Raw genomic sequence first — 19,717 nt, 5'->3', positions numbered from 1 at the left:
CGACAAGAGGAGAGTGAGGCGCGCGTGTCGCGGCCCTTCGAACTGCCGGACTTCTACGAGCCGTATCCGGCGCGGCTGAACCCCCACCTGGAGCCGGCCAGGGCGCACTCCAAGCAGTGGGCCCGGCGGATGGGGATGATCGAGGGCTCCGGGATCTGGGACGAGGACGACTACGACTCCCACGACTACGCCCTGCTGTGCGCCTACACCCACCCGGACGCGTCCGCCGACCGGCTGGCCACGGTGACCGACTGGTACGTGTGGGTGTTCTTCTTCGACGACCACTTCCTGGAGAGATTCAAACGCGACCGGGACATCGCGGGTGCCGGCGAGTACCTGGAGAGGCTGCGGGCCTTCATGCCGGCCGACCCCGGCGGAACGGCCCGGGGCGCCGACGCCCCCGGCACGCCGGAGAACGCGGTGGAGCGGGGCCTGGCCGACCTGTGGACCCGTACGGTCCCGGCCATGTCGGACGGCTGGCGCCACCGGTTCGCGCAGGCCACCCGCCATCTGCTCGAGGAGAGCATGTGGGAGCTGGCCAACATCAGCGAGGGGCGGATCGCCAACCCCCTGGAGTACATCGAGATGCGCCGCAAGGTCGGCGGCGCTCCCTGGTCGGCGGGTCTGGTGGAGTTCGCGGCGGGAGCCGAGGTGCCCGGGGCGGTCGCGGAGAGCCGCCCGCTCCGGGTGCTCAGGGACGCCTTCTCGGACGCGGTGCACTTGCGCAACGACCTCTTCTCCTACCAGCGTGAGGTCGAGGAGGAGGGCGAACTCTCCAACGGCGTCCTGGTCTTCGAGACGTTCCTCGGCGTCGGCACCCAGCAGGCCGCCGACGCCGTCAACGACCTGATCACCTCCCGGCTCCACCAGTTCGAGCACACGGTTCTCACCGAACTGCCGCCGCTGTTCGCCGAACACGGCCTGGACCACACGTCCTGCGCCGACGTGCTCGCGTACGCCAAGGGCCTCCAGGACTGGCAGGCCGGCGGCCACGAGTGGCACATGCGCTCCAGTCGCTACATGAACGACGGCCCGGCCGGTGGGCGCGGCGCCCCCCTGCCGGGCGGGGCGGGCCTCCCCCTCGGTCCCACCGGCCCGGGCACCTCGGCCGCCCGCATCGCGGCCTCGGTGGCGTCGACCCTGCCGACCAGGCTCAGGAGCCATGCGCACCCCCCGTACGAGAGGGTCGGGCCGGTGTGCCTCCCGAAGCTGCGCATGCCGTACACCACCCGGCTCAGCCCGCACCTGGACGCCTCCCGCGAGAACGTCGTGGACTGGGCGCACCGGATGGGGATGCTGGACGCGGTGCCGGGTGTCCCCTTCTCCGGCATCTGGGACGAGCACAGCCTGCGGGCCTTCGATTTCGCCCTCTGCTCGGCCGGGATCCACCCCGACGCCTCGCCCGCGCAACTGGACCTGACCACGGGCTGGCTCACCTGGGGCACCTACGGCGACGACTACTACCCGGTCGTCTTCGGACGCACCGGCGACATGGCGGGCGCCAAGGTGTGCACCGCGCGCCTGTCGTCCTTCATGCCGGTGGACTCCGGTGACGTCCCGGCGCCGTCGAACGCGCTGGAACGGGGCCTGGCCGACCTGTGGGCCCGCACGACGGGCCCGATGGCGGTGGACGCCCGCCGCGCCTTCCGCGGCACCATCGAGGAGATGACCGGCAGCTGGCTGTGGGAGCTCGCCAACCAGGCGGCGCACCGCGTCCCGGACCCGGTCGACTATGTCGAGATGCGCAGGAAGACGTTCGGCGCGGAGTTCACGATGAGCCTGTCCAGGCTCTCCCACGGCAGGACGGTGCCGGCCGAGATCTACCGGGCCCGTCCGGTCATGGCGATGGAGCACGCGGCGGGGGACTACGCGGGCCTGCTCAACGACCTCTTCTCCTACCGCAAGGAGATCGAGTTCGAGGGTGAGATCCACAACTGCGTGTTCGTCGTACGGAACTTCCTCGACTGCGGCACGGCCGAGGCCCTGAGGATCGTCGGGGATCTGGCCGATTCCCGGATGCGCGAGTTCGAGCGCGTCGTCTCCACCGAGCTGCCCCGGATGTTCGAGGACCTCGCCCTCGACTCCGAGGTCCGCGCCACGCTCACCGGTTACGCGCGGGAGCTCCAGCACTGGATGGCCGGCATCCTCGTCTGGCACCAGGGATGCCGACGCTACACGGAGTCCGAGCTGCGCCGTCCGGTGGGAGGGCCGCCGCGCCTCCCTCTCGGTCCCACCGGCCCGGGCACCTCGGCCGCCCGCATCGCGGCGGCGTTCGGCAGCGCCCGCGGGGCGGTGCGGGTACCGGAGCCATGGGGCGGTCACGCATGGAACGGGACAGGCGAAGCATCCGTGTGACATGGAGTGCGTGATTTACCGGGAAGAGGACGGCACGGCCCGGCAGGTCGGCTGCGAGCGGCCCGACGAGGCGGGGCGGAAGGTGCTCAAGCACCTGCGCGATCTGGGCGAGGGGGAGTTCGGCTGGGTGCGCCTGGACTCCCCCACCGGGCGGGAGGTGGCCGAGCTGACCGCCGAGCTGGGGCTGCACCCGCTGGCGGCCGAGGACGCGGTCCACGCGCGCCAGCGCCCCAAGCACGAGCGGTACGACGATGTGCACGCGGTGGCGCTGAGGACGCTGTGGTATGTCGGGAAGGGGCCGGGCGCTGAGGCGGGAGAGGTGGAGACGGGCGAGGTGATGGTCTTCCTCGGCCCCCGCTTCGTGATGACCGTCCGCCACGGGCCGGCCGATCCGGCCGCCGAGGCCGCCCGCCGGCTGGCCGCCGACCCGGCGATGCTGCGGTTCGGCCCCGTCTCGGTCCTGCACGCCGCCCTGGACGTGGTGGTGGACGCCTACGGCGATGCCGCCGAGAAGGTGCGCACCGACCTCACCCGGCTGGAGCGCTGCGTCTTCTCCCCGTCCCGAGACGACCTCACCGAGGAGATCTACTCGCTCAAGCGTGAGGTCCTGGAGTTCCGCGACGCCGTCCGCCCCCTGGTCCCGGTGGCGCGGGAGTTCGCCGCAGAGTCCGGGTCACGGTGGCCGCAGGAGGCGCTGCCCTACTTCCGGGACGTGGCCGACCACCTGGACCGTACCGACACCGAGGTCCGGTCCCTGGACGAGCTGCTCAACTCCGCGCTCGACGCCCACCTGGCCAGGGTGGGCACCTGGCAGAACGACGACATGCGCCGCATCTCGGCATGGGCGGCGATCCTCGCGATCCCCACCATGGTCGCGGGCCTGTACGGAATGAACTTCGAGCACATGCCCGAACTGCGCTGGGACTTCGGCTACCCGCTGGCCGTGACCGCGATGGCCGCCTCCTCCGGCTTCCTGTACCGGGCCTTCCGCCGCAACGGATGGCTGTGACGGCCGGCACGGGCCGTCCGAATGACCCGAAAGGGATCTTACGGGGGTTTCCGTCCGGTGAGGGAGGCAACGCGGAAAGGGTCGACCCCTTCCTTTCCCAAGGAGTCCCCGTGGCTGTCACCGCCTTCGTGATACCTCCCCTGCTGCTGTGCGTGATGCTCGCCCTCGGGCGGTACGAGGAACGCATGCTGGGCGAGGCCGGCCCGGAGCCCGCCAAGGCCCCGCGCGAACGCCACCTGCGGGCCGTGCCGGACCTGCCGGCGGGCGGGCCGTCGCGGTCCGCCGCCCCGCGCGAGGACGAGCGCGCCGCGTGAGACGCGGCCACCGCGGGACGGGAACTCCGCAGGGCCCCGCCCCGGTACCGGCGCGAGCCGGCCGGCCGAACCGCCGGGTGATCCGTGCCGGGACAAGGCCGCCGCTTCACGGGAAGCGGCGGCCTTGTCCCGTTCCGCGGCCCGCCCCTGATCCCCGTTCCCGGGCCTGCCCGTGCGGCCACCGCGGGTCGGTGGCGCCGGCCACCGTGTGTGCGGGCGGCATCCGCGCGAAGGCGCGAAACCGTAAGGATCCGGCCATTCGGGCGCGCATGCGGCGATCCGCCCCGGGCACGCGGTCTGTCATGGGAACTCTGAACCGATGGGAACGCAAGGTCGAGAGCTGGGAGCACTCGCCGCTGGCCAGGATGCTCCGCAGGGAACCGGTCGAGCTCCTCGGCGCCCTGCGGCGCGAGTGCGACGACCACGCCGTGGTGTGCAGCCACAGCCGTGTGGTGGTTCCCAACGCCTACGAGGTCGAGCTCTCCGCCTCGGTGCACGGGAAACTGGCGCGGCGCGGCGGCCAGATAGGCCAGCTCCTGGCGGACAGCCTGGCGCGCCACGGGGAGCGTAAGGGCTACGAGTGGGCCGGTCCGCTCACCGTACGCGTCACCGTCTGCGACGACCTGCCCAACGGCCGCTACCGGGTGACCGGCAGCCCCACGCCCAACGTCCGCGCCGACGCGTTCGCCGGGCAGGGGGAGCCGGTCTCCGCCCCGTCGCGCTGACCGCGTCCCCGGCACGGCTTCCGGCACGGCACCTCCGCGGATCCGGAAGGCCGGCGCGTCGCCCGGGCCCTCACAGCCCGCCGGGCGTGACCAGCAGGAAAGGGGTGCGGCGAGCTCCCCAGTAGAGCAACGCCTCCCAGCCGCACCCGGTCAGACGCTCCGCACACGCCCTCAGTTCCCGTTCGGCCCGCTCGCGTCCGGTGGAGGCGGTGGGGCCCCGCCATTCCACACGTACCGTGCCCGGCTCGCCGGATTCGAGGACGCGGTATCCCGCCCCGACCCGGCGTCCGCCCGCGTCCACCGCCGACGGCGGTACGCCCGCGGCCTCCAGGGCCAGGGACACCGCCCAGACCATCCGCGTCCGTTCCCAGGGCGCCGGGACACCCGGACCGGTGCCGGCGGAGCCGTCCGTGACACGGCGTATCTCCAGCACCCCGGCCCAGGCGCGGGCCACGGCGGCGCGCCGCCCGGAGCCCTCTTCCCGCGGCGGCCCGTCACCGGTCGCCGCGGCGAACGCACCGGAACCCCCCGCCCCGTCCTGCCCGGCGGGAGCGGCCGGGGGACCGGACGCGGCCGGAACCGGCCCCCGGCGCGACTCCTCGTACAGTCCCTCGCGCACCGCCCGCCCCGCCTCGGTCAGGTAGTACCTGCCCGCCGCGCCGTACGCCACGGCCAGGCCCCTGTCCCGCAGCGCGGCACCCGTCGCCGGGCTCCCCGCCAGCTCCCCCGTCGCGGGGTCGGACGCCAGGACCGCCCGCCGCTGGGCGGGGGTGAGGGACTTCGCCGTAGGCCGCCGCGGCACCGCACACCTCCCCACGGGCTTGCCGCCCGTTGCGGTTGAGCCCATGGGGACCAGTATCCGGGCGGGAGGCCGGGGAGGCCGGGGAGGTCATCCGCCGACGCCGGCGGATGACCTCCCCGAGGGGGTCAGCAGCAGCGGCTCTGCGGGTGCTCCTCCCGGTGCCGGGCACGCCGCCTTTCGTATTCGCGCCAGGAGGGGACGGGCTCGTCCGGGTGCTCGCGCAGGTGCCTGAGGCGGAAGCGCTCGTAGTCCGCCTCACCGGAGAACTCGCGCAGATACCAGCGCACCCCCCGCAGCAGCCGGGCCGCCCTGTCGAGCAGTGCGGCCGTCATCGTTCGCCCACCCCCACCGGCTCCCTGCCCTTCTCCCTCCCGCCGTCCGACGGCCACGAGGCCGGGACCTCGATCCGGGACTCCACGTAGGGCGCCTCGGTGGTCGGCAGCGGCTCGGCGGACCGCACGGCGCGTACGCACACCACGGCCGCGTTGGCGATCACCGTGGCGACCACCAGCAGGAACAGGGCCATGATCACGCCGTCGACGGTCTGGTTGAGCACCACCGTGTGCATCTCGTCCATGTTCTTGGCCGGGGCCAGCACCTGGCCGGCTTCGATGGCGTCCACGAAGCGCTCGCGGTTGGCGAAGAAGCCCACCTTGGGATCGTCGGAGAAGATCTTCTGCCAGCCGGCGGTGAAGGTGACCGCCACGTCCCATGCCAGCGGAAGGCCCGGCACCCAGGCCCAGCGCAGTTTCCCGGCCTTGACCAGCAGAGTGGTGGCGATGGTGAGGGCGATCGCGGCGAGCAGCTGGTTGGCGATGCCGAACAGCGGGAAGAGCTGGTTGATCCCGCCGAGCGGGTCGGTGACGCCGACGTAGAGGAAGTAGCCCCAGGCGCCGACGACGAGGGCGCTGGTGATCCAGATGCCCGGCTTCCAGGTGACCCGGCCGATGGGCTTCCAGACGTTGCCCAGCATGTCCTGGAGCATGAAGCGGCCGACCCGGGTGCCCGCGTCCACCGTGGTGAGGATGAACAGTGCCTCGAACATGATCGCGAAGTGGTACCAGAAGGCCTTCATCCCGGCGCCGCCGAACACCTGGGAGAAGATCTCCGCCATGCCGACCGCCAGGGTGGGCGCGCCGCCGGTGCGCGCGATCAGGGTCTCCTCCTCGACGGCCCTGGCCGCCGCGGCCAGCTGGTCGGGGGTGATGCTGAAGCCCAGATCCGCCACCGCCCGCGAGGCGCTCTCCACGGTGGTGCCCAGCATGCCCGCCGGGGCGTTCATCGCGTAGTACAGGCCCGGGTCGATGACACAGGCCGCGACCAGCGCCATGACGGCCACGAAGGACTCCATCAGCATGGAGCCGTAGCCGATCATCCTGACCTGCGACTCCTTCTGGATCAGCTTCGGCGTGGTGCCGGAGGACACCAGCGCGTGGAAGCCGGACAGTGCGCCGCAGGCGATGGTGATGAACAGGAAGGGGAACAGCGCCCCGGCGAAGACCGGGCCGTCGCCCGAGGAGGCGAAGGGGGTCACCGCGTCGGTCCTCAGCGTCGGTGCGGCGATCACCACACCGACCGCCAGCAGCACGATGGTCCCAACCTTCATGAAGGTGGACAGGTAGTCGCGGGGGGCCAGCAGCATCCACACCGGCAGCACGGAGGCGACGAAGCCGTAGCCGATCAGGCAGAACACCAGGGTCGTGGGGCTCCAGACGAAGGCGTCGGCCAGCGAGGAGTCCTGGATCCAGCCGCCGCCGAGGATCGCCAGCAGCAGCAGGGCCACACCGATGACGCTGGTCTCCACGACCCGGCCCGGCCGCAGGTAGCGCAGGTAGAAGCCCATGAACAGGGCGATGGGGATGGTCATGGCGACCGAGAAGGTGCCCCAGGGGGAGTGGGCCAGCGCGTTGACCACGACCAGCGCGAGCACCGCCAGCAGGATGACCATGATGGCGAAGACGCCGATGAGCGCCGCGGCACCGCCCACCCTGCCGATCTCGTCACGCGCCATCTGTCCCAGACTCTTGCCGTCCCGGCGCATGGAGAAGAACAGGATCATCATGTCCTGGACCGCCCCGGCGAAGATCACGCCGACGACGATCCAGATGGTGCTCGGCAGATAGCCCATCTGGGCCGCCAGCACCGGACCGACCAGCGGCCCGGCCCCCGCGATGGCGGCGAAGTGGTGGCCGAACAGCACACGGCGGTCGGTGGGGTGGTAGTCGACGCCGTCCTCCAGCCGCTCTGCCGGGGTGGCACGGCTGTCGTCGGGCCGCAGGACGCGCCGGGCGATGAAGCGGGCGTAGAAGCGGTAGGCGATGGCGTACGAGCCCAGGGCGGCCACCACCAGCCAGATCGCGGAGACCTCCTCTCCCCGGGCCAGGGCCAGCATGCCCCAGCCGACCGCGCCGAGGAGGGCGACGGCGGTCCACAGCAGAACCGATCTCGGCCTGCTCCTCGGTGGTTCGGTCGGTGCGGAGGGTGCTGTGGGTGCGGTCATGGCGGCTCCTTGCCGGGTCGTCACTGGCTCGTGGCCCCGGTGGACAGCGGTGTCAAGGCCACAGGCCGCGGGGCCGGACGGCTCCTGTGGTCTGTGCAAGAGTTGCCGGTCGCCGCGATCGGGTTGACAACGGGTTTACGGCGGATTTCCCTGGTCTCCTCGCCGGCGGAAGGCAGTGGGCCGGCAACCGGCGGGCGAGGTACCCGCGCACCCCGAGGACGGTGATGGATGGCCGACGGCGCCATGGCCACGGCGTTCCTCGCCGTCATCGGCGGAGCGTCGCTACTGGCGGCCACCGCCCGCCGCCTCCACGCCCGCGACCGCCTGCCGTCGCTGGAGGGCTGGGCGCTGGCGGACCGGAGCCTGGGCACCGTGTGGGCCTGGCTGCTGCTCGGCGGCACGGTGTTCACCGCCTACACCTTCACCGCCGTGCCCGGGCTGGCCTACGGCAACGGGGCCACCGCCTTCTTCGCCCTCCCCTACACCGTGATCGTCTGCCCTCTGGCGTTCGCCCTGCTGCCCCGGCTGTGGTCCGTGGCCCGTCGCCACGGCTACGTCACCGTCGCCGACTTCGTCCGCGGGCGCTACGGCTCGCCGCCGCTGGCGCTGGTGGTCGCCCTCACCGGCATCCTCGCGACCATGCCCTACCTGGCCCTCCAACTGCTGGGGATTCGCGCGGTGCTCACCGCGGGCGGTCTGTACCCGGACGCGGTCACCGGGGACCTGGCGACGGCCGCGCTGTTCGCCGGGCTGGCGGTGGCCACCTACCGGCACGGGCTGAGGGCTCCCACCGTCATATCCGCCCTCAAGGGCGTGGCCGTCTTCGGCTCGGTCCTGGCCACCGTCTGGCTGGCCCTGGAGCACCTGGGCGGCCCCGGCGCCATGTTCGCCGCGGCCGGGAGCACGCTTGCCGAGCGGGGCGCGGAGGGGGCGCCGCTCGTCCTCGCCCCCGGCCAGCGGTCGGCCTTCGCCACCCTCGCGCTGGGCTCGGCACTCGCCCTGCTGATGTATCCGCACGTGCTCACCGCGGGATTCGCCGCCTCCGGCACGGGGGTGCTGCGCCGGGTCTCCTCCGCCCTGCCGCTGTGGACGGCGGTGCTCGGACTGTTCGGGCTGCTGGGCATCGCCGCCCTGGCCCACGGGGTGCGCACCCCGCACGGAGGCGCGGAGGCCGCGGTGCCCATGCTGGTCGACCGGCTGATGCCGGGGCCGCAGGCCGGACTGGTCTTCGGGGCACTGGCGGTGGGCGCGATGGTGCCCGCCGCCGTGATGTCGATCGCGGCGGCGACCTCGTTCGTGCGGAACGTGTACGTCGAGTACTTCCACCCCACGGCCACCCCCAAGCACCAGGTCAGGGTCGCCAAGGCGGTATCGCTCGCCGCCAAGGCCGGGGCGATCGCCTTCGTACTCGGCCTGCGTGACCAGGACGCCGTGAACCTGCAACTGCTCGGCGGCGTATGGATCCTGCAGACCCTTCCCGCGGTTGCGGCGGGGCTTTTCACCCGCCGCCTGCACCACCGCGCGCTGCTCGCCGGCTGGGCCGCCGGAATGGCGGTCGGCACCTTCATGGTCGTACGGGAGGGGTTCTCCCCGGTGGTGCCCTTCTGGCCGTCCGGCCCGGAGGTCTACGCCGGCCTCGCCGCCCTGCTGCCGAACCTGGCCGTCGCGGTGGCCGCCACGTTCGCCCTCGACCGTGCCGGGGTTCCCCGCGGTCCGGACGCCACCACCCTCCCGCCCCGTATCATCCTCAGACGCCGTCCCGAGACGGGAGCGAGCACACCATGAGACCCACCCGCGGCCGGTTCGGCAGGGCCGCCCGCGCCGCCGTCCTGCCACCCGCCCCGGCCGAGCGCGGCCCGGTGCCGCCCGCGCCGGCGGCGCCGCCGCGGGTGGCCGCCGAGAGGCTGGAACCCGAGCGCGAGGCGGAGGTGGCCCGCCTGTTCAGCCTGCACTACACACCGATGCTGAGGCTGGCCACACTGCTCGGCGCCGACGACCCCGAGAACATCGTGGCCGAGGCCTACTATCAGATCTACCGGAAGTGGAGGAAGCTGCGCGAGCCCGGTTCCGCGGAGGCCTACCTGCGGTCCGTGGTCTGCAATCTGACCCGGATGCGCATACGCCACCTCCAGGTGGCCCGCAAGCACATGGAGCCGCCGCCGTCCGAGCCGGTCGCCTCCGCCGAGAACTCGGCACTCCTCCGCGACGACCAGCGGGTGCTGATCGACGCGCTCCAGCGGCTTCCCACCCGGCAGCGCGAAGCCCTCGTCCTGCGTCACTGGCTGGGACTGAAGGAGAGCGAGATCGCCGCGGCCATGGGGATATCGGCCGGTTCGGTCAAGACCCACACCTCGCGCGGCATCGCGGCCCTGACCCAGGCGATGGAGGCCCGGAGATGAACACCCCCCGCACGCCCGCCGCCCCGGGCGCCCCCGGCACGGAGGAAAGACTCCAAGAGGCCCTGGAGGCCCTGGCGGGGGGCGTCCACGCGGCCCCCGACGCCTACCGCACCGCCCGCGGCGGCTGGCTGCGCAGGGAGCGCAGACGCCGGCTGGTGCTGGCGGTCCTGGTGACCGTCGTGTTCGCACTCGCCACCCTGATCGGCCTATGGGTACTCAACCAGGCGCCCACCGAGCGCGGAACGGTCTTCGGCGACGGCCGCGGCGGGGGACGGCCGGCCGCGGCCGGCCGGTGAGAGGGCGCGGGCCTGCCCGTCCGCCCGTGCCCTTCCCGCCCCCTTCGGCGCCGTCCGGCTCCGTACCGACCGCCGCACCTCCCCACGGCGCGTGGCCGGGACGCCCCCGGAAAGGAGGTGCGGCGGATCGAGGACCGTCGTCCGGTGCCCCTCCCCGCCCGGACGTGACGGGACCGGTACGCGGCGGGGGCCGGCGCACGGGCCGGCCCCCGCCGCGTCCGTCACCGCCCCCGGCCGGCCCGCAACGGGCGGCGGCACCGGGCCGTCACGCCCCGGCGGCGCGGGCCGGCCCGTCTCCGGGGACGGTGCATCCGAAGGAGTGCGGAGACGGCACGACCGGGCGGACGGAGAACGGTTCCGCCGGCCCCTCCCCGCCCGGTCGTGCCGGCCCCTGCGGCAGGGCGGGCCCGTCAGCGCGGCGGCACGGTCGCGCCCTCGCGCTCCCAGCGGTAGAAGCACCGCGCCATGGCGTCCTTCGGGCCGCGCCAGGTCTGGGGGTCGTACGGCCGGACGTACGCCGTCAGCCGCTCGCTGACGGAGCGGAACTCCGGATGGTCCACGGCCCGGGCGATGGCCGGTCCGGGATCCCGCTCGCTCTCGATGAGGTGCATGTACACGTCGCCGAACTGGAAGAGGCTGCGCCGGGCGACGCCCACCAGATGCGGCAGTTCGCCGCGGTCGGACTCGGCGAACACCTTCGCGATGTCCGGCGCCGCCCCCGGTTCCATCCGGGCGACGATCAGGGTGTGGTGCACGGAAAGGATCCCTTCTCAGTCGGCCATCGCCGCGGGCTCGCCGGCCCGCCGGGCGCGCTGCTCGATCCGGTCCCGGATCAGGGCCATCTGGACGCGGGAGTTGCGGTTGATGTTCCGCGTCATCCACGTGTCGTCGACCGGTGCGTCCGGCTTCATCGCGAAGTCCTGCGTCCAGCGCATCCTGACTCCCCCGGAGGTCTGCGCGTACTCCCAGCGGATGTCCATGTACTGGAAGGGGCCCGTCTCCACGCGGTGGGCCCGTACGGTCAGGGCGTCGCGGTCGGCGGTCCGCTGTGACACCCAGCTCCACACCGTGCCGTTCTCGTCGGGGTGCATCGTCAGGCGGAAGGTGGTGGTGTCGCCGTCGCGCGAGAGGATCTCCACGGAGGCGTACTCGCTGAACAGCCGCGGCCAGTTCTCGATGTCGTTGGTCATCTCCCAGACGAGGTCCAGGGGCGCGTCGATGACGATCTCGTTCTCGGTGTGCCCGGCCATCTCATGCCTCCGCTGTCAGAACGCCGTTGACGAAGTCGAGGAACTCGCGGGGAGTCCTGCACTGCTCGGCCCGCTCCGGCATGTCCCGGCCGTAGCGCTTCTCCAGTTCGCCCACGACGCCCAGCAGCCCGAGCGAGTCGAGGCCGAAGGCGTCGAAACCGGAGCCGGCCCGCTGCCGCAGGTCACCGGGATCCACGGCGACGCCCGCCGTCTGCTTCATCAGCGCGGCCAGTTCCTCGACGGTCACCTGGCCCGTCATCTGGTCGGTCATGCGGATGCACTCCTTCGGTCGGTGGGAGGTTCGGCGCCGCGCCGCAGCACGAGCGCCGCGTTCGAGCCCATCAGTCCCCGGCTGAGGACCAGGGCGGTGCGCAGCTTCGCGGAGCGCGCCCGGCCGGTCACCAGGTCCAGGTCGTGGCAGACGTCGAAGACGTTGGGTGTGGGGGGTACCAGGCCGTGCTCCATGGCGAGCACGGCCGCCGCGGCGTCCAGCACGGGCGCCCCGCAGTAGGCGCGGCCGGTCCCCGTCTTCGGAGCGGTGACGGGCACGCGCCGGCCGTGCGGGCCCAGGGCGTCGGTGATCGCCAGCGCCTCGGCCCGGTCGGCCTCCGCCGTACCGAGGGCGTCGGCGAACACGACGTCGACCTCCTCGGGCGAGCAACCCGCCTCCGCCAGCGCGGCACCGATCGCCCGCGCCAGCCCCGCTCGGGAGCACTCCCAGCGGGACGCCCCGGTGAAGGTGGCGGCGTGGCCGGCCACCACGGCGCGGGGCTCGGCCCCGCGGTCGAGGGCCGCGCCCTCCTCCTCCAGCACGAACATCGCCCCGCCCTCGGCGGGCACGAAGCCGCGGGCATCGGCGGTGAAGGGCCGGTAGGCGCGCTCGGGGTCGCTTCCGGTGCTGAGTTCGGGGTAGCCCAGCTGGCAGACCATCGAGTACGGGGCCAGCGGGGCCTCGGCCGCACCGGCGACGACGGTGTCGGTGCCGCGCGCCACGGTGCGGGCGGCGTGCGCCAGGGCGTCCAGACCGCCCGACTCGTCGGCGGCCACCACACCGCAGGGCCCCTTGAAACCGCCGCGGATGGAGATCTGGCCGGTGCTGGCCGCGTAGAACCAGGCGATGGACTGGTACGGGCCGACGTGGCGCGAGCCCTGTCCCCACAGCTTCTGCAGCTCGCGCTGCCCGAACTCACCGCCCCCGGACCCCGCGGCGGTGACCACGCCCACCGAGTACGGGGAGCCGATGTCGGCGCGGCCGAGCCGGGCGTCCTCCAGGGCGAGGGAGGTGGCGGCCATGGCGAAGTGGGTGAACCGGTCGGTCTGGACGAGGTGGCTGCCCTCGATCACGGCGGCCGGGTCGAAGCCGCGGACCTCGCCCGCGACCTTCAGCGGCAGATGGCCGCAGCCCTCCCGGGAGACGCGGTCCAGGAGGCTGTGACCCTCCGCGGCCGACTTCCAGAAGGCCTCCGCGCCGACTCCGCCCGGTGAGACGACTCCGATGCCGGTGACGACCGCGCGCCGGGCGCCTGGCGGTTTCATGGTGTCCTCCCGCCCGGACCGCTCAGCACCACCGCGGACTGGAAGCCGCCGAAGCCGCTGCCCACCGACAGCACGTTCCGCAGCCTCCGCTCACGCGCCGCGCGCGGCACGTAGTCCAGGTCGCACTCGGGGTCCGGGGTCTCGTAGTTCGCGGTGGGCGGCACCACCTGGCGGTCCAGTGCCAGGACGCAGGCGGCGACCTCGATGGAGCCGATGGCGCCGAGGGAGTGGCCCACCATGGATTTGATCGAGCTCATGGGCGTGTCGTAGGCGTGGGAGCCCAGGGACCGCTTGACCGCCGCGGTCTCGTGACGGTCGTTCTGCCGGGTGCCCGAGCCGTGCGCGTTGACGTAGTCGATGCCCGTGCCGTCCAGGCGGGCGTGGTCCAGGGCGGTGTCGATCGCCCGCGCCATCTCCAGGCCCTCATTGGTCAGTCCGGTCATGTGGTAGGCGTTTCCGTAGGTGGCGTAGCCGGTGATCTCGCAGTACACGCGCGCGCCGCGGGCCCGGGCGTGCTCCAGCTCCTCCAGCACCAGCACCGCGCCGCCCTCTCCCATGACGAAGCCGTCGCGGTCGGCGTCGAACGGCCGGGACGCGTGTGCGGGGTCGTCGTTGTTGGGGGAGGTGGCCTTGATGGCGTCGAAACAGGCCATGCTGATCGGTGAGATCGGGGAGTCCGCCGCGCCGGCGAGGCAGACGTCCATGCGGCCCTCCCCGATGGCGTGGAAGGCGTAGCCGAGGGCGTCCAGTCCGGAGGTGCAGCCGGTTGAGATGGTCTGCACCGGGCCGCGGGCGCCGAACTCCTCCGCGACCGCCGAGGCGAGAGTGCTGGGCGAGAACGCGCGGTGCAGGTGCGGGGCGGCCCGCCGGTGGTCGACGTCCCAGCGCGAGCCGTGCTCGCTGACCAGGACGTAGTCGTGCTCCAGACGGGTGGTGCCGCCGACCGCGGTGCCCAGGCTGACACCCAGACGCCAGGGGTCCTCGCGCTCCGTCTCCAGACCGGCGTCGCCGACCGCCTCCGCGGCGGCGACCAGCGCGAACTGCACGTAACGGTCGCAGCGTTCGGTCTGCAGCACCGTCAGGCCGTGCGCCAGTGGTTCGAAATCGCACTCCGCGGCGATCCGTGAACGCAGGCCCGCCGGGTCGAAGAGGGTGATGCCCCGGGTCGCGGTGCGGCCGTTCGCCAGCAGGTCCCAGAAGGCACCGGCGCCGATACCGCCCGGTGCCACCACGCCCAGACCGGTGACGGCCACGCGTCGCGTCACGAGGACGCTCCGGCGGGCTGGGCGTCCGCGGTCTCCTCGGTGTCGACGTGCCCGAGCTCCGGGCGGGGGGCCAGCGGACCCAGGTGGAAGACGAGGCGGGCCTCGGTGTCGCCGACGTTGCGGAACCGGTGGCGCATGTACGCGGGGATCATCAGGCCCTGGTCCGGGGCGAGGGGGTGGGGCTCCCCGTCCAGGTCCACCTCGAGGCGTCCGCTGACGACGTAGACGAACTCCTCGGAGTACGGGTGGTAGTGCTCGCCGATGCGGTCGCCGGGCTCCACGATGGCCAGGCCCATGAAGCCGCTGGTGGAGCCGACGGTGGTGGGGGTGAGCATGGCGCGCAGGTCGCCTCCGCGCCTGCGATTGGGCGCGGTCTCCGAGAGGTCGACGATGCGGGGGGTCTGCTGGGTCATGGTCGTTCGCTCCATGGGAGTGGGAAAGGGGCGGGAGGGGTGCGGGCGGGACCGGCCGGTGCCGTGGCCGGCGGGTCAGGACTGCGGTGCTCTCCGGTCGGTGACCAGGCGCATGCCGGCGTGCGCCAGCAGGCGCAGGAGACCGCGTTCGTCGGCCGGGGGACGCTCGAGGCCGAGCGCTTCGAGGTCGAGCAGACCGGCGGCCTCGGCGAGGGCGTCCGGTTCGCCGAGGCCGAGGACCCGGGCGGGAACGGAGTCCGGTTCGGCCTCCACCTCGACCATCCGTACGACGATGTCGTCGCGCTGGAAGACGGTGACGGCGCGGACCGGGTCGTGCGGGTCGTTCGCGGCGCTCTCCTCCTGGCGGGCGATCAGCCGCGCCAGGTCCGTGCCGCGTCCCTCCCGGGCCGGGTAGTACAGGGCGTGCCGCCGGGCCCGGGGCGACTTCGGCCCGCCGGACGCGGTGCGGTGCACCGCCGGCATCGCCGCACGGGTGAGGAAGACCCGGGCGGACTGCGGATCGCCGAGGTCGCGTTCCCGCTCCAGGTGGGGGGCGAGGGCCTCCTCGACCGCGCGGACCTCGGGCCGGCCGATGGCGTGGCCGAGGGCGGCGGACAGGTCGCCTCGCACCTCGACGGTCTGCACGACCCTGTCTCCGTGCAGGAACACCGAGGTGCGCAGCAGCCGGGTGGCCTCGTCCACCTCGGGGTCGGGCGGGGCGAAGCCGGACAGGATCTCCGCGACCTTGGACTCGCTGCCGGGCCGGACGGTGTAGGTCAGGGCGTGGTGCACCGTGCCGTCGCCCAGGCGGACGGGCGGCCGCTCCCCGCCCGGAGCGGCCGCGGCGCGCCCGCCGCCGCGGGTCTCCCGGAGGATGCCGAAGCGCAGCGGCCGCATGGTGCGGACGCAGGCGCGCAGCGGTCTGACCGTCTCCAGGTGCTCCTCGCTGTTCACCCAGGCGAGGAAGGGCGGTGCGCTCTCCCACTCGCTGGTGATGAGCCACTGGGACGGGTTCTCGATGGACTGGCAGAGCTGGTCGCTGATGTGGCCGGGCACGGAGGCCACCTGGGCGCACATGCGCTCGTAGGCGTCGAGGAAGCGCTGCTGGGCTCCCTCCTGAAGGTCCACCAGCAGGACGGCCCGGAGCCGGGAGCCGTCGAACACCGACTGGGAGACACGGTCCGGCACCTGGGGCGCGCGACCCGAGACCGTCATCCTGTGAACCTTTCCGCTGGCGAACGGTGGGACTGCCGAGGGCGTTGACTCGGCGTCAGTCGTCATGAGAACTGATCATGTGACGCTCTTTCCGGTCCCGCAAACTGTCGGAATCAACCGGGTGAAGGGCGGGCGAAACAGACGTCTCGGTGGCATCCATAACCGTCCGGGGCGCGTGTGTGCGCGCAACCGTGGAATCGATGTGCTGGAGGAAAGAGATGAACGAAGAAGCCGACCACAGGACCCCCGTCCTCATCGTCGGTGGTTCCCTGGTGGGCCTGTCCGCCTCACTGTTCCTCGGCCGCCTCGGTGTGCGGCACACGCTCGTCGAGCGGCACGCGGGGACCTCGAGTCACCCGCGGGGGCGCGGCAACAACGTACGGACGATGGAACTGTTCCGGGTGGCGGGCGTCGAAGCGGGGATCAAGGAGGCGGCATCGGTCCTGTCCGGCAACCACGGCATTCTCCAGACCCCCTCGCTGACCGGGGACGAGGGCCGGTGGCTGTTCCAGGAGATCGACCCGGACGGCGCGCTCGCCCGCATCAGCCCCAGCGCGTGGTGCCTGTGCAGCCAGAACGACCTGGAGCCGGTTCTGCTGGAGCGCGCCCGCGAACTCGGCGGCGACCTGCGGTTCTCCACCGAGCTGATGAGGTTCGAGCCGGACCCGGATGGGGTCACGGCCGTGGTCGGGAACAGGGAGACCGGGGAGCACACCACCGTCCGCGCCGACTACCTCGTCGCTGCGGACGGCCCGCGCAGCCCGGTGCGCGAGCGCCTCGGCATCGGCCACAGCGGCCCCGGAGAGCTGTTCCACAACGTGAGCGTCACCTTCCGCTCCCGGGGGCTCGCCGAGGTGGTGGGCGACCGGCGCTTCGTCATGTGCTACCTCACCGGTCCGGACGCGGACGGGGCGCTGCTGCCGGTCGACAACCGGGAGCACTGGGTCTTCCACATCCCCTGGCACCCCGAGAGCGGCGAGACGCTGGAGGAGTTCACCGACGAGCGGTGCGCCGAGCACATCCGCCGCGCGGTCGGCGTGTCCGGGATCGACGTGGAGATCACCGGAAGGGCGCCGTGGCACGCGGCGGAACGGGTGGCCCTGCGGTACGGGGCCGGCCGCGTCCTCCTGGCCGGCGACTCGGCCCACGAGATGTCACCCACCGGCGCCTTCGGATCCAACACCGGCATCCAGGACGCGCACAACCTGGCGTGGAAGCTGGCCGCCGTGCTCGGCGGCTGGGCCGGACCGGCCCTGCTGGAGACCTACGACGCCGAGCGCCGCCCGGTCGCGCAGGCCACCGCCGCCCGTGCCTCGGCACGCTCCGCGGAGCACAAACACCCCGGCTACACCCCGGCCCCCGGCGCGCAGGGACGCGGTCCGCAGAGCGGCATCCTCGCCGTGGCCGTCGGATACCGCTACCCGCGCGGCGCCGTCGTGGGTACTGCCCCCGACGCGCCGCCCGTCAGCGGGGACCTGCGGCTGACGGGCGAGCCGGGCAGCCGGGCGCCCCACATGTGGCTCAGCCGTGCCGGGGAGCGGATCTCGGCCCTGGACCTGTACGAGCGCTCCCTGGTCCTGCTCACCGGAGCCGGCTCGGCGGCCGGGTGGCACGAGGCGGCCGGCCGGGTCGCCGAGAAGCTGTCCGTGCCGCTGACGCCGTACCGGATCGGAACCGGTGCGGACGCCGACCTCGTCCCCGAGGACGGTGCGGACTGGGCGCGCGCCCACGGCACGGAGCCGGACGGCGCGGTACTGGTGCGTCCCGACGGGTTCGTGGCGTGGCGCTCGTCCGGGCCGGTACCCGACCCGGACGAGGTGCTGCGCGGGGCCGTCTCGACGGTGCTGGCGCTGGACTGACGGCCCCCGGCAGCGCGGCTCTCTTGCCCGTCCGGCCCGCGGGGGGTCACCCCGCGGGCCGGACGGGCGGACGGAAGCAGGCGGTGACGGCCTTGCCGCCCGTGCAGGGGCGGGCCTCCCACTCGTCGGCCAGGGCGTCGACGAGGAACATGCCGCGCCCTGACGTCCGTTCGGTGCTGGGGGAGCGGGGCGCGGGCAGGTCGGCCGAGGAGTCGCGCACGCTCACGTGCAGGCACCGGTTGTCCCACGCCAGCACCAACTGGGCTGTGCTGCGGGCGTGGACGTGCGCGTTGGTCACCAGCTCCGAGACGGTCAGCAGCACCGCGTCCACCGTCTCCGGGGCCGATTCCGTCCACCCCAGCGACTCCAGATGGCCGCGCGCCCATTCCCGCGCGGCCTTCACCCCGCTGGCCACCGGCAGTGACCGCGCCCACCCCACGGCCCGCAGCGACGACTCGCACACGACGGCCCACCTCCCTGTTCGCTGCGGGACTTCTACCCCCGGCTGGCCGGTGCAATGGCACGGCACGGGCGGGACACCGGCGGGACATGGCCGGTCTGCGCCTGTGTGCCGGAGGCGATGGCATGCCGCACGGTGCCGGGGGGCACGAGCCCTCCATGCGTTTGGCGGTTGTGGACGTGGGGTCCAAGACGGTGCGGCTGGTGGTCGCCGACTGCGGCGGTGACATACCGCTGCCGGTGCACACGGCCAAGCGGCGGCTGAGGCTGGCCGAGTACGTGGAGCCGGACGGGCGGCTCGGCGAACGGGCGGTGGACGCAGTGGTGACCGCGGTCGCCGAGATGAGGGAGGAGTCCGCCCGCTGGGGGGTGGAGCAGCCCTTCGCCTTCGCCACCGCGGTCGTCCGCGACGCGCCCAACCGACATCAGGTGCTGGAGGCCGTCCACAGCGGGGCGGGGGTGCCCCTGTACGTCATGTCGGGTGTGGCGGAAGGGGAGTTGTCGTTCCTGGCGGCCCGGCAGTGGATGGGCTGGCAGGCCGGTCCGATGGTGCTGCTGGACATCGGCGGCGGCTCGCTGGAGGTGGCCTTCGGCCGGGACAGGACGCCCGGCTTCGTGGCCTCCCTTCCGCTGGGCGCGGGACGGATGACGCGCGAGTACTTCGGGGAGGCGGATCCTCCGCCGGCCGGTGCGATCAGGGAGCTCAGACGCCGCGTACGCCATGAACTGCGGGACGTGGCGGTCCGGATCTACTGGGAGCGCCCCCGTACCGCCGTGGCCGTCTCGCGCACCTTCCAGCAGCTGGCCCGGCTGTGCGGGGCGCCTCCGGGCAAGCTGGGCCCCTTCGTCACCCGTCGCATCGAGCGCGGGGCCCTCAAGGCGGCCGTGGAGCGGCTGGCCTCCCTGCCCGCGGCCGCCCGCGCGGAACTGCCCGGCATCTCCGCCGCCCGCGCCCGGCAGTCCCTGGCCGGGGCCGTGATAGCGCACACGGCCATGAGGTGCATGGAGATAGAGGCCCTCACGCTCTGCCCGTGGGGGCTGCGCGAGGGCGTCATGCTCAGGCGGATCCGGGAGCAGGCCCCGCTGTGGCACGAGGCCCCGTCCGGCATGCGCCGGACGGACCCGTCCGGCGCGGCGCCGTCCCTGGCCCGGCCCCCGTCCGGCCGCCGCGGCCGGCCCGGTGAACGGGTCGTCAAGGACGTCGTGGTCCGGGAGGGTTGAGGAGCCGGTGCCCGTCCGGACCTGCGGGCGGACGGTCGGCGCCGTACGGGCCGGAGAGGGCCCGCGTTCCCGGGGCCGGGCTCGCCGGCTCTCCACGGG

Annotated in this window: 20 protein-coding genes; 9 read left to right on the top strand and 11 right to left on the bottom strand. The window is 73.3% G+C overall.

Annotated features, from left to right (window positions below; all coding sequences use genetic code 11):
- Positions 1-24 precede the first annotated feature (24 nt).
- From IQ279_RS25045 to IQ279_RS25030, 4 genes are all read left to right on the top strand, one after another.
- The gene (locus IQ279_RS25045) at positions 25-2,355 is read left to right on the top strand and encodes a terpene synthase family protein (protein ID WP_307792529.1); all 2,331 of its coding nucleotides are present in this window, start codon (positions 25-27) and stop codon (positions 2,353-2,355) included.
- A 1-nt stretch (position 2,356) separates the two neighbouring features.
- Complete coding sequence (locus tag IQ279_RS25040) at positions 2,357-3,364, top strand: magnesium and cobalt transport protein CorA (RefSeq protein WP_206351591.1); 1,008 nt, start codon at positions 2,357-2,359, stop codon at positions 3,362-3,364.
- Between the two features lie 110 nt (positions 3,365-3,474).
- A complete protein-coding gene (locus IQ279_RS25035) occupies positions 3,475-3,678 on the top strand; it encodes a hypothetical protein (protein ID WP_206351590.1) in 204 nt (67 codons plus the stop codon).
- A gap of 302 nt (positions 3,679-3,980) precedes the next feature.
- Positions 3,981-4,403 carry a DUF3662 domain-containing protein gene (locus IQ279_RS25030; protein ID WP_206351589.1) on the top strand — a complete coding sequence of 141 codons (423 nt, stop codon included), beginning with the start codon at positions 3,981-3,983 and terminating at the stop codon, positions 4,401-4,403.
- 70 nt (positions 4,404-4,473) lie between these two features.
- Here the strand turns inward: IQ279_RS25030 and IQ279_RS28285 are convergent, their stop codons facing one another.
- The 3 genes from IQ279_RS28285 to IQ279_RS25015 form a co-directional block, all read right to left on the bottom strand.
- Positions 4,474-5,250, bottom strand: a complete 777-nt coding sequence (locus tag IQ279_RS28285) for a hypothetical protein (RefSeq protein ID WP_241028710.1) — start codon at positions 5,248-5,250, stop codon at positions 4,474-4,476.
- A gap of 80 nt (positions 5,251-5,330) precedes the next feature.
- Positions 5,331-5,537: a YbdD/YjiX family protein gene (locus IQ279_RS25020; protein WP_206351588.1), complete on the bottom strand. Its 207-nt coding sequence runs from the start codon at positions 5,535-5,537 to the stop codon at positions 5,331-5,333.
- Positions 5,534-7,705: a carbon starvation CstA family protein gene (locus IQ279_RS25015; RefSeq protein WP_206351587.1), complete on the bottom strand. Its 2,172-nt coding sequence runs from the start codon at positions 7,703-7,705 to the stop codon at positions 5,534-5,536. The genes IQ279_RS25020 and IQ279_RS25015 overlap by 4 nt, the downstream gene beginning before the upstream one ends.
- A 228-nt stretch (positions 7,706-7,933) precedes the next feature.
- Here IQ279_RS25015 and IQ279_RS25010 point away from each other — a divergent pair, with 228 nt between their 5' ends.
- From IQ279_RS25010 to IQ279_RS25000, 3 genes are read left to right on the top strand one after another with little or no spacing between them, the layout of a single operon-like run.
- Entirely contained in the window at positions 7,934-9,490 is a 1,557-nt protein-coding gene (locus tag IQ279_RS25010) for a sodium:solute symporter family protein (protein WP_206351586.1), read from the top strand.
- Complete coding sequence (locus tag IQ279_RS25005) at positions 9,487-10,104, top strand: sigma-70 family RNA polymerase sigma factor (protein WP_206351585.1); 618 nt, start codon at positions 9,487-9,489, stop codon at positions 10,102-10,104. The genes IQ279_RS25010 and IQ279_RS25005 overlap by 4 nt, the downstream gene beginning before the upstream one ends.
- Positions 10,101-10,400, top strand: a complete 300-nt coding sequence (locus IQ279_RS25000; protein WP_206351584.1) for a hypothetical protein — start codon at positions 10,101-10,103, stop codon at positions 10,398-10,400. Before IQ279_RS25005 ends, IQ279_RS25000 begins: the two co-directional genes overlap by 4 nt.
- Before the next feature lie 410 nt (positions 10,401-10,810).
- Here IQ279_RS25000 and IQ279_RS24995 read toward each other — a convergent pair whose 3' ends face one another.
- The 7 genes from IQ279_RS24995 to IQ279_RS24965 all read right to left on the bottom strand — a co-directional run bounded on the left by IQ279_RS24995 (position 10,811) and on the right by IQ279_RS24965 (position 16,079).
- Complete coding sequence (locus IQ279_RS24995; protein ID WP_206351583.1) at positions 10,811-11,155, bottom strand: TcmI family type II polyketide cyclase; 345 nt, start codon at positions 11,153-11,155, stop codon at positions 10,811-10,813.
- Between the two features lie 15 nt (positions 11,156-11,170).
- Entirely contained in the window at positions 11,171-11,650 is a 480-nt protein-coding gene (locus tag IQ279_RS24990) for an SRPBCC family protein (RefSeq protein ID WP_206351582.1), read from the bottom strand.
- 1 nt (position 11,651) lies between these two features.
- Positions 11,652-11,921 carry an acyl carrier protein gene (locus IQ279_RS24985; RefSeq protein WP_093848769.1) on the bottom strand — a complete coding sequence of 90 codons (270 nt, stop codon included), beginning with the start codon at positions 11,919-11,921 and terminating at the stop codon, positions 11,652-11,654.
- A complete protein-coding gene (locus IQ279_RS24980; protein WP_206351581.1) occupies positions 11,918-13,186 on the bottom strand; it encodes a ketosynthase chain-length factor in 1,269 nt (422 codons plus the stop codon). The genes IQ279_RS24985 and IQ279_RS24980 overlap by 4 nt, the downstream gene beginning before the upstream one ends.
- Complete coding sequence (locus IQ279_RS24975; RefSeq protein WP_206351580.1) at positions 13,183-14,451, bottom strand: beta-ketoacyl-[acyl-carrier-protein] synthase family protein; 1,269 nt, start codon at positions 14,449-14,451, stop codon at positions 13,183-13,185. The genes IQ279_RS24980 and IQ279_RS24975 overlap by 4 nt, the downstream gene beginning before the upstream one ends.
- Positions 14,448-14,864 carry a cupin domain-containing protein gene (locus IQ279_RS24970; protein WP_206351579.1) on the bottom strand — a complete coding sequence of 139 codons (417 nt, stop codon included), beginning with the start codon at positions 14,862-14,864 and terminating at the stop codon, positions 14,448-14,450. The genes IQ279_RS24975 and IQ279_RS24970 overlap by 4 nt, the downstream gene beginning before the upstream one ends.
- A gap of 75 nt (positions 14,865-14,939) precedes the next feature.
- Positions 14,940-16,079 carry a SchA/CurD-like domain-containing protein gene (locus IQ279_RS24965; RefSeq protein ID WP_241028709.1) on the bottom strand — a complete coding sequence of 380 codons (1,140 nt, stop codon included), beginning with the start codon at positions 16,077-16,079 and terminating at the stop codon, positions 14,940-14,942.
- 218 nt (positions 16,080-16,297) lie between these two features.
- Between IQ279_RS24965 and IQ279_RS24960 the strand changes: the two genes are divergently transcribed.
- Positions 16,298-17,938, top strand: a complete 1,641-nt coding sequence (locus tag IQ279_RS24960; protein ID WP_206351577.1) for an FAD-dependent oxidoreductase — start codon at positions 16,298-16,300, stop codon at positions 17,936-17,938.
- Positions 17,939-17,984: 46 nt separating this feature from the next.
- On the opposite strand, the gene IQ279_RS24955 is transcribed toward IQ279_RS24960, so the two are convergent.
- Positions 17,985-18,401 (bottom strand): ATP-binding protein, encoded by a 417-nt coding sequence (locus IQ279_RS24955; RefSeq protein ID WP_206351576.1) that lies wholly within the window; start codon positions 18,399-18,401, stop codon positions 17,985-17,987.
- 155 nt (positions 18,402-18,556) lie between these two features.
- On the opposite strand from IQ279_RS24955, the gene IQ279_RS24950 reads away from it, so the two are divergent.
- Positions 18,557-19,618, top strand: coding sequence for a Ppx/GppA family phosphatase (locus IQ279_RS24950; protein ID WP_206351575.1), 1,062 nt, complete (start codon positions 18,557-18,559; stop codon positions 19,616-19,618).
- The last annotated feature ends 99 nt before the right edge of the window (positions 19,619-19,717 follow it).

It is taken from the genome of Streptomyces verrucosisporus (assembly GCF_017114865.1).
GTDB lineage: Bacteria > Actinomycetota > Actinomycetes > Streptomycetales > Streptomycetaceae > Streptomyces > Streptomyces fenghuangensis.
The sequence above is the reverse complement of the archived record's forward strand: the minus strand, read 5'-3'. Positions and strand labels throughout refer to the sequence as shown.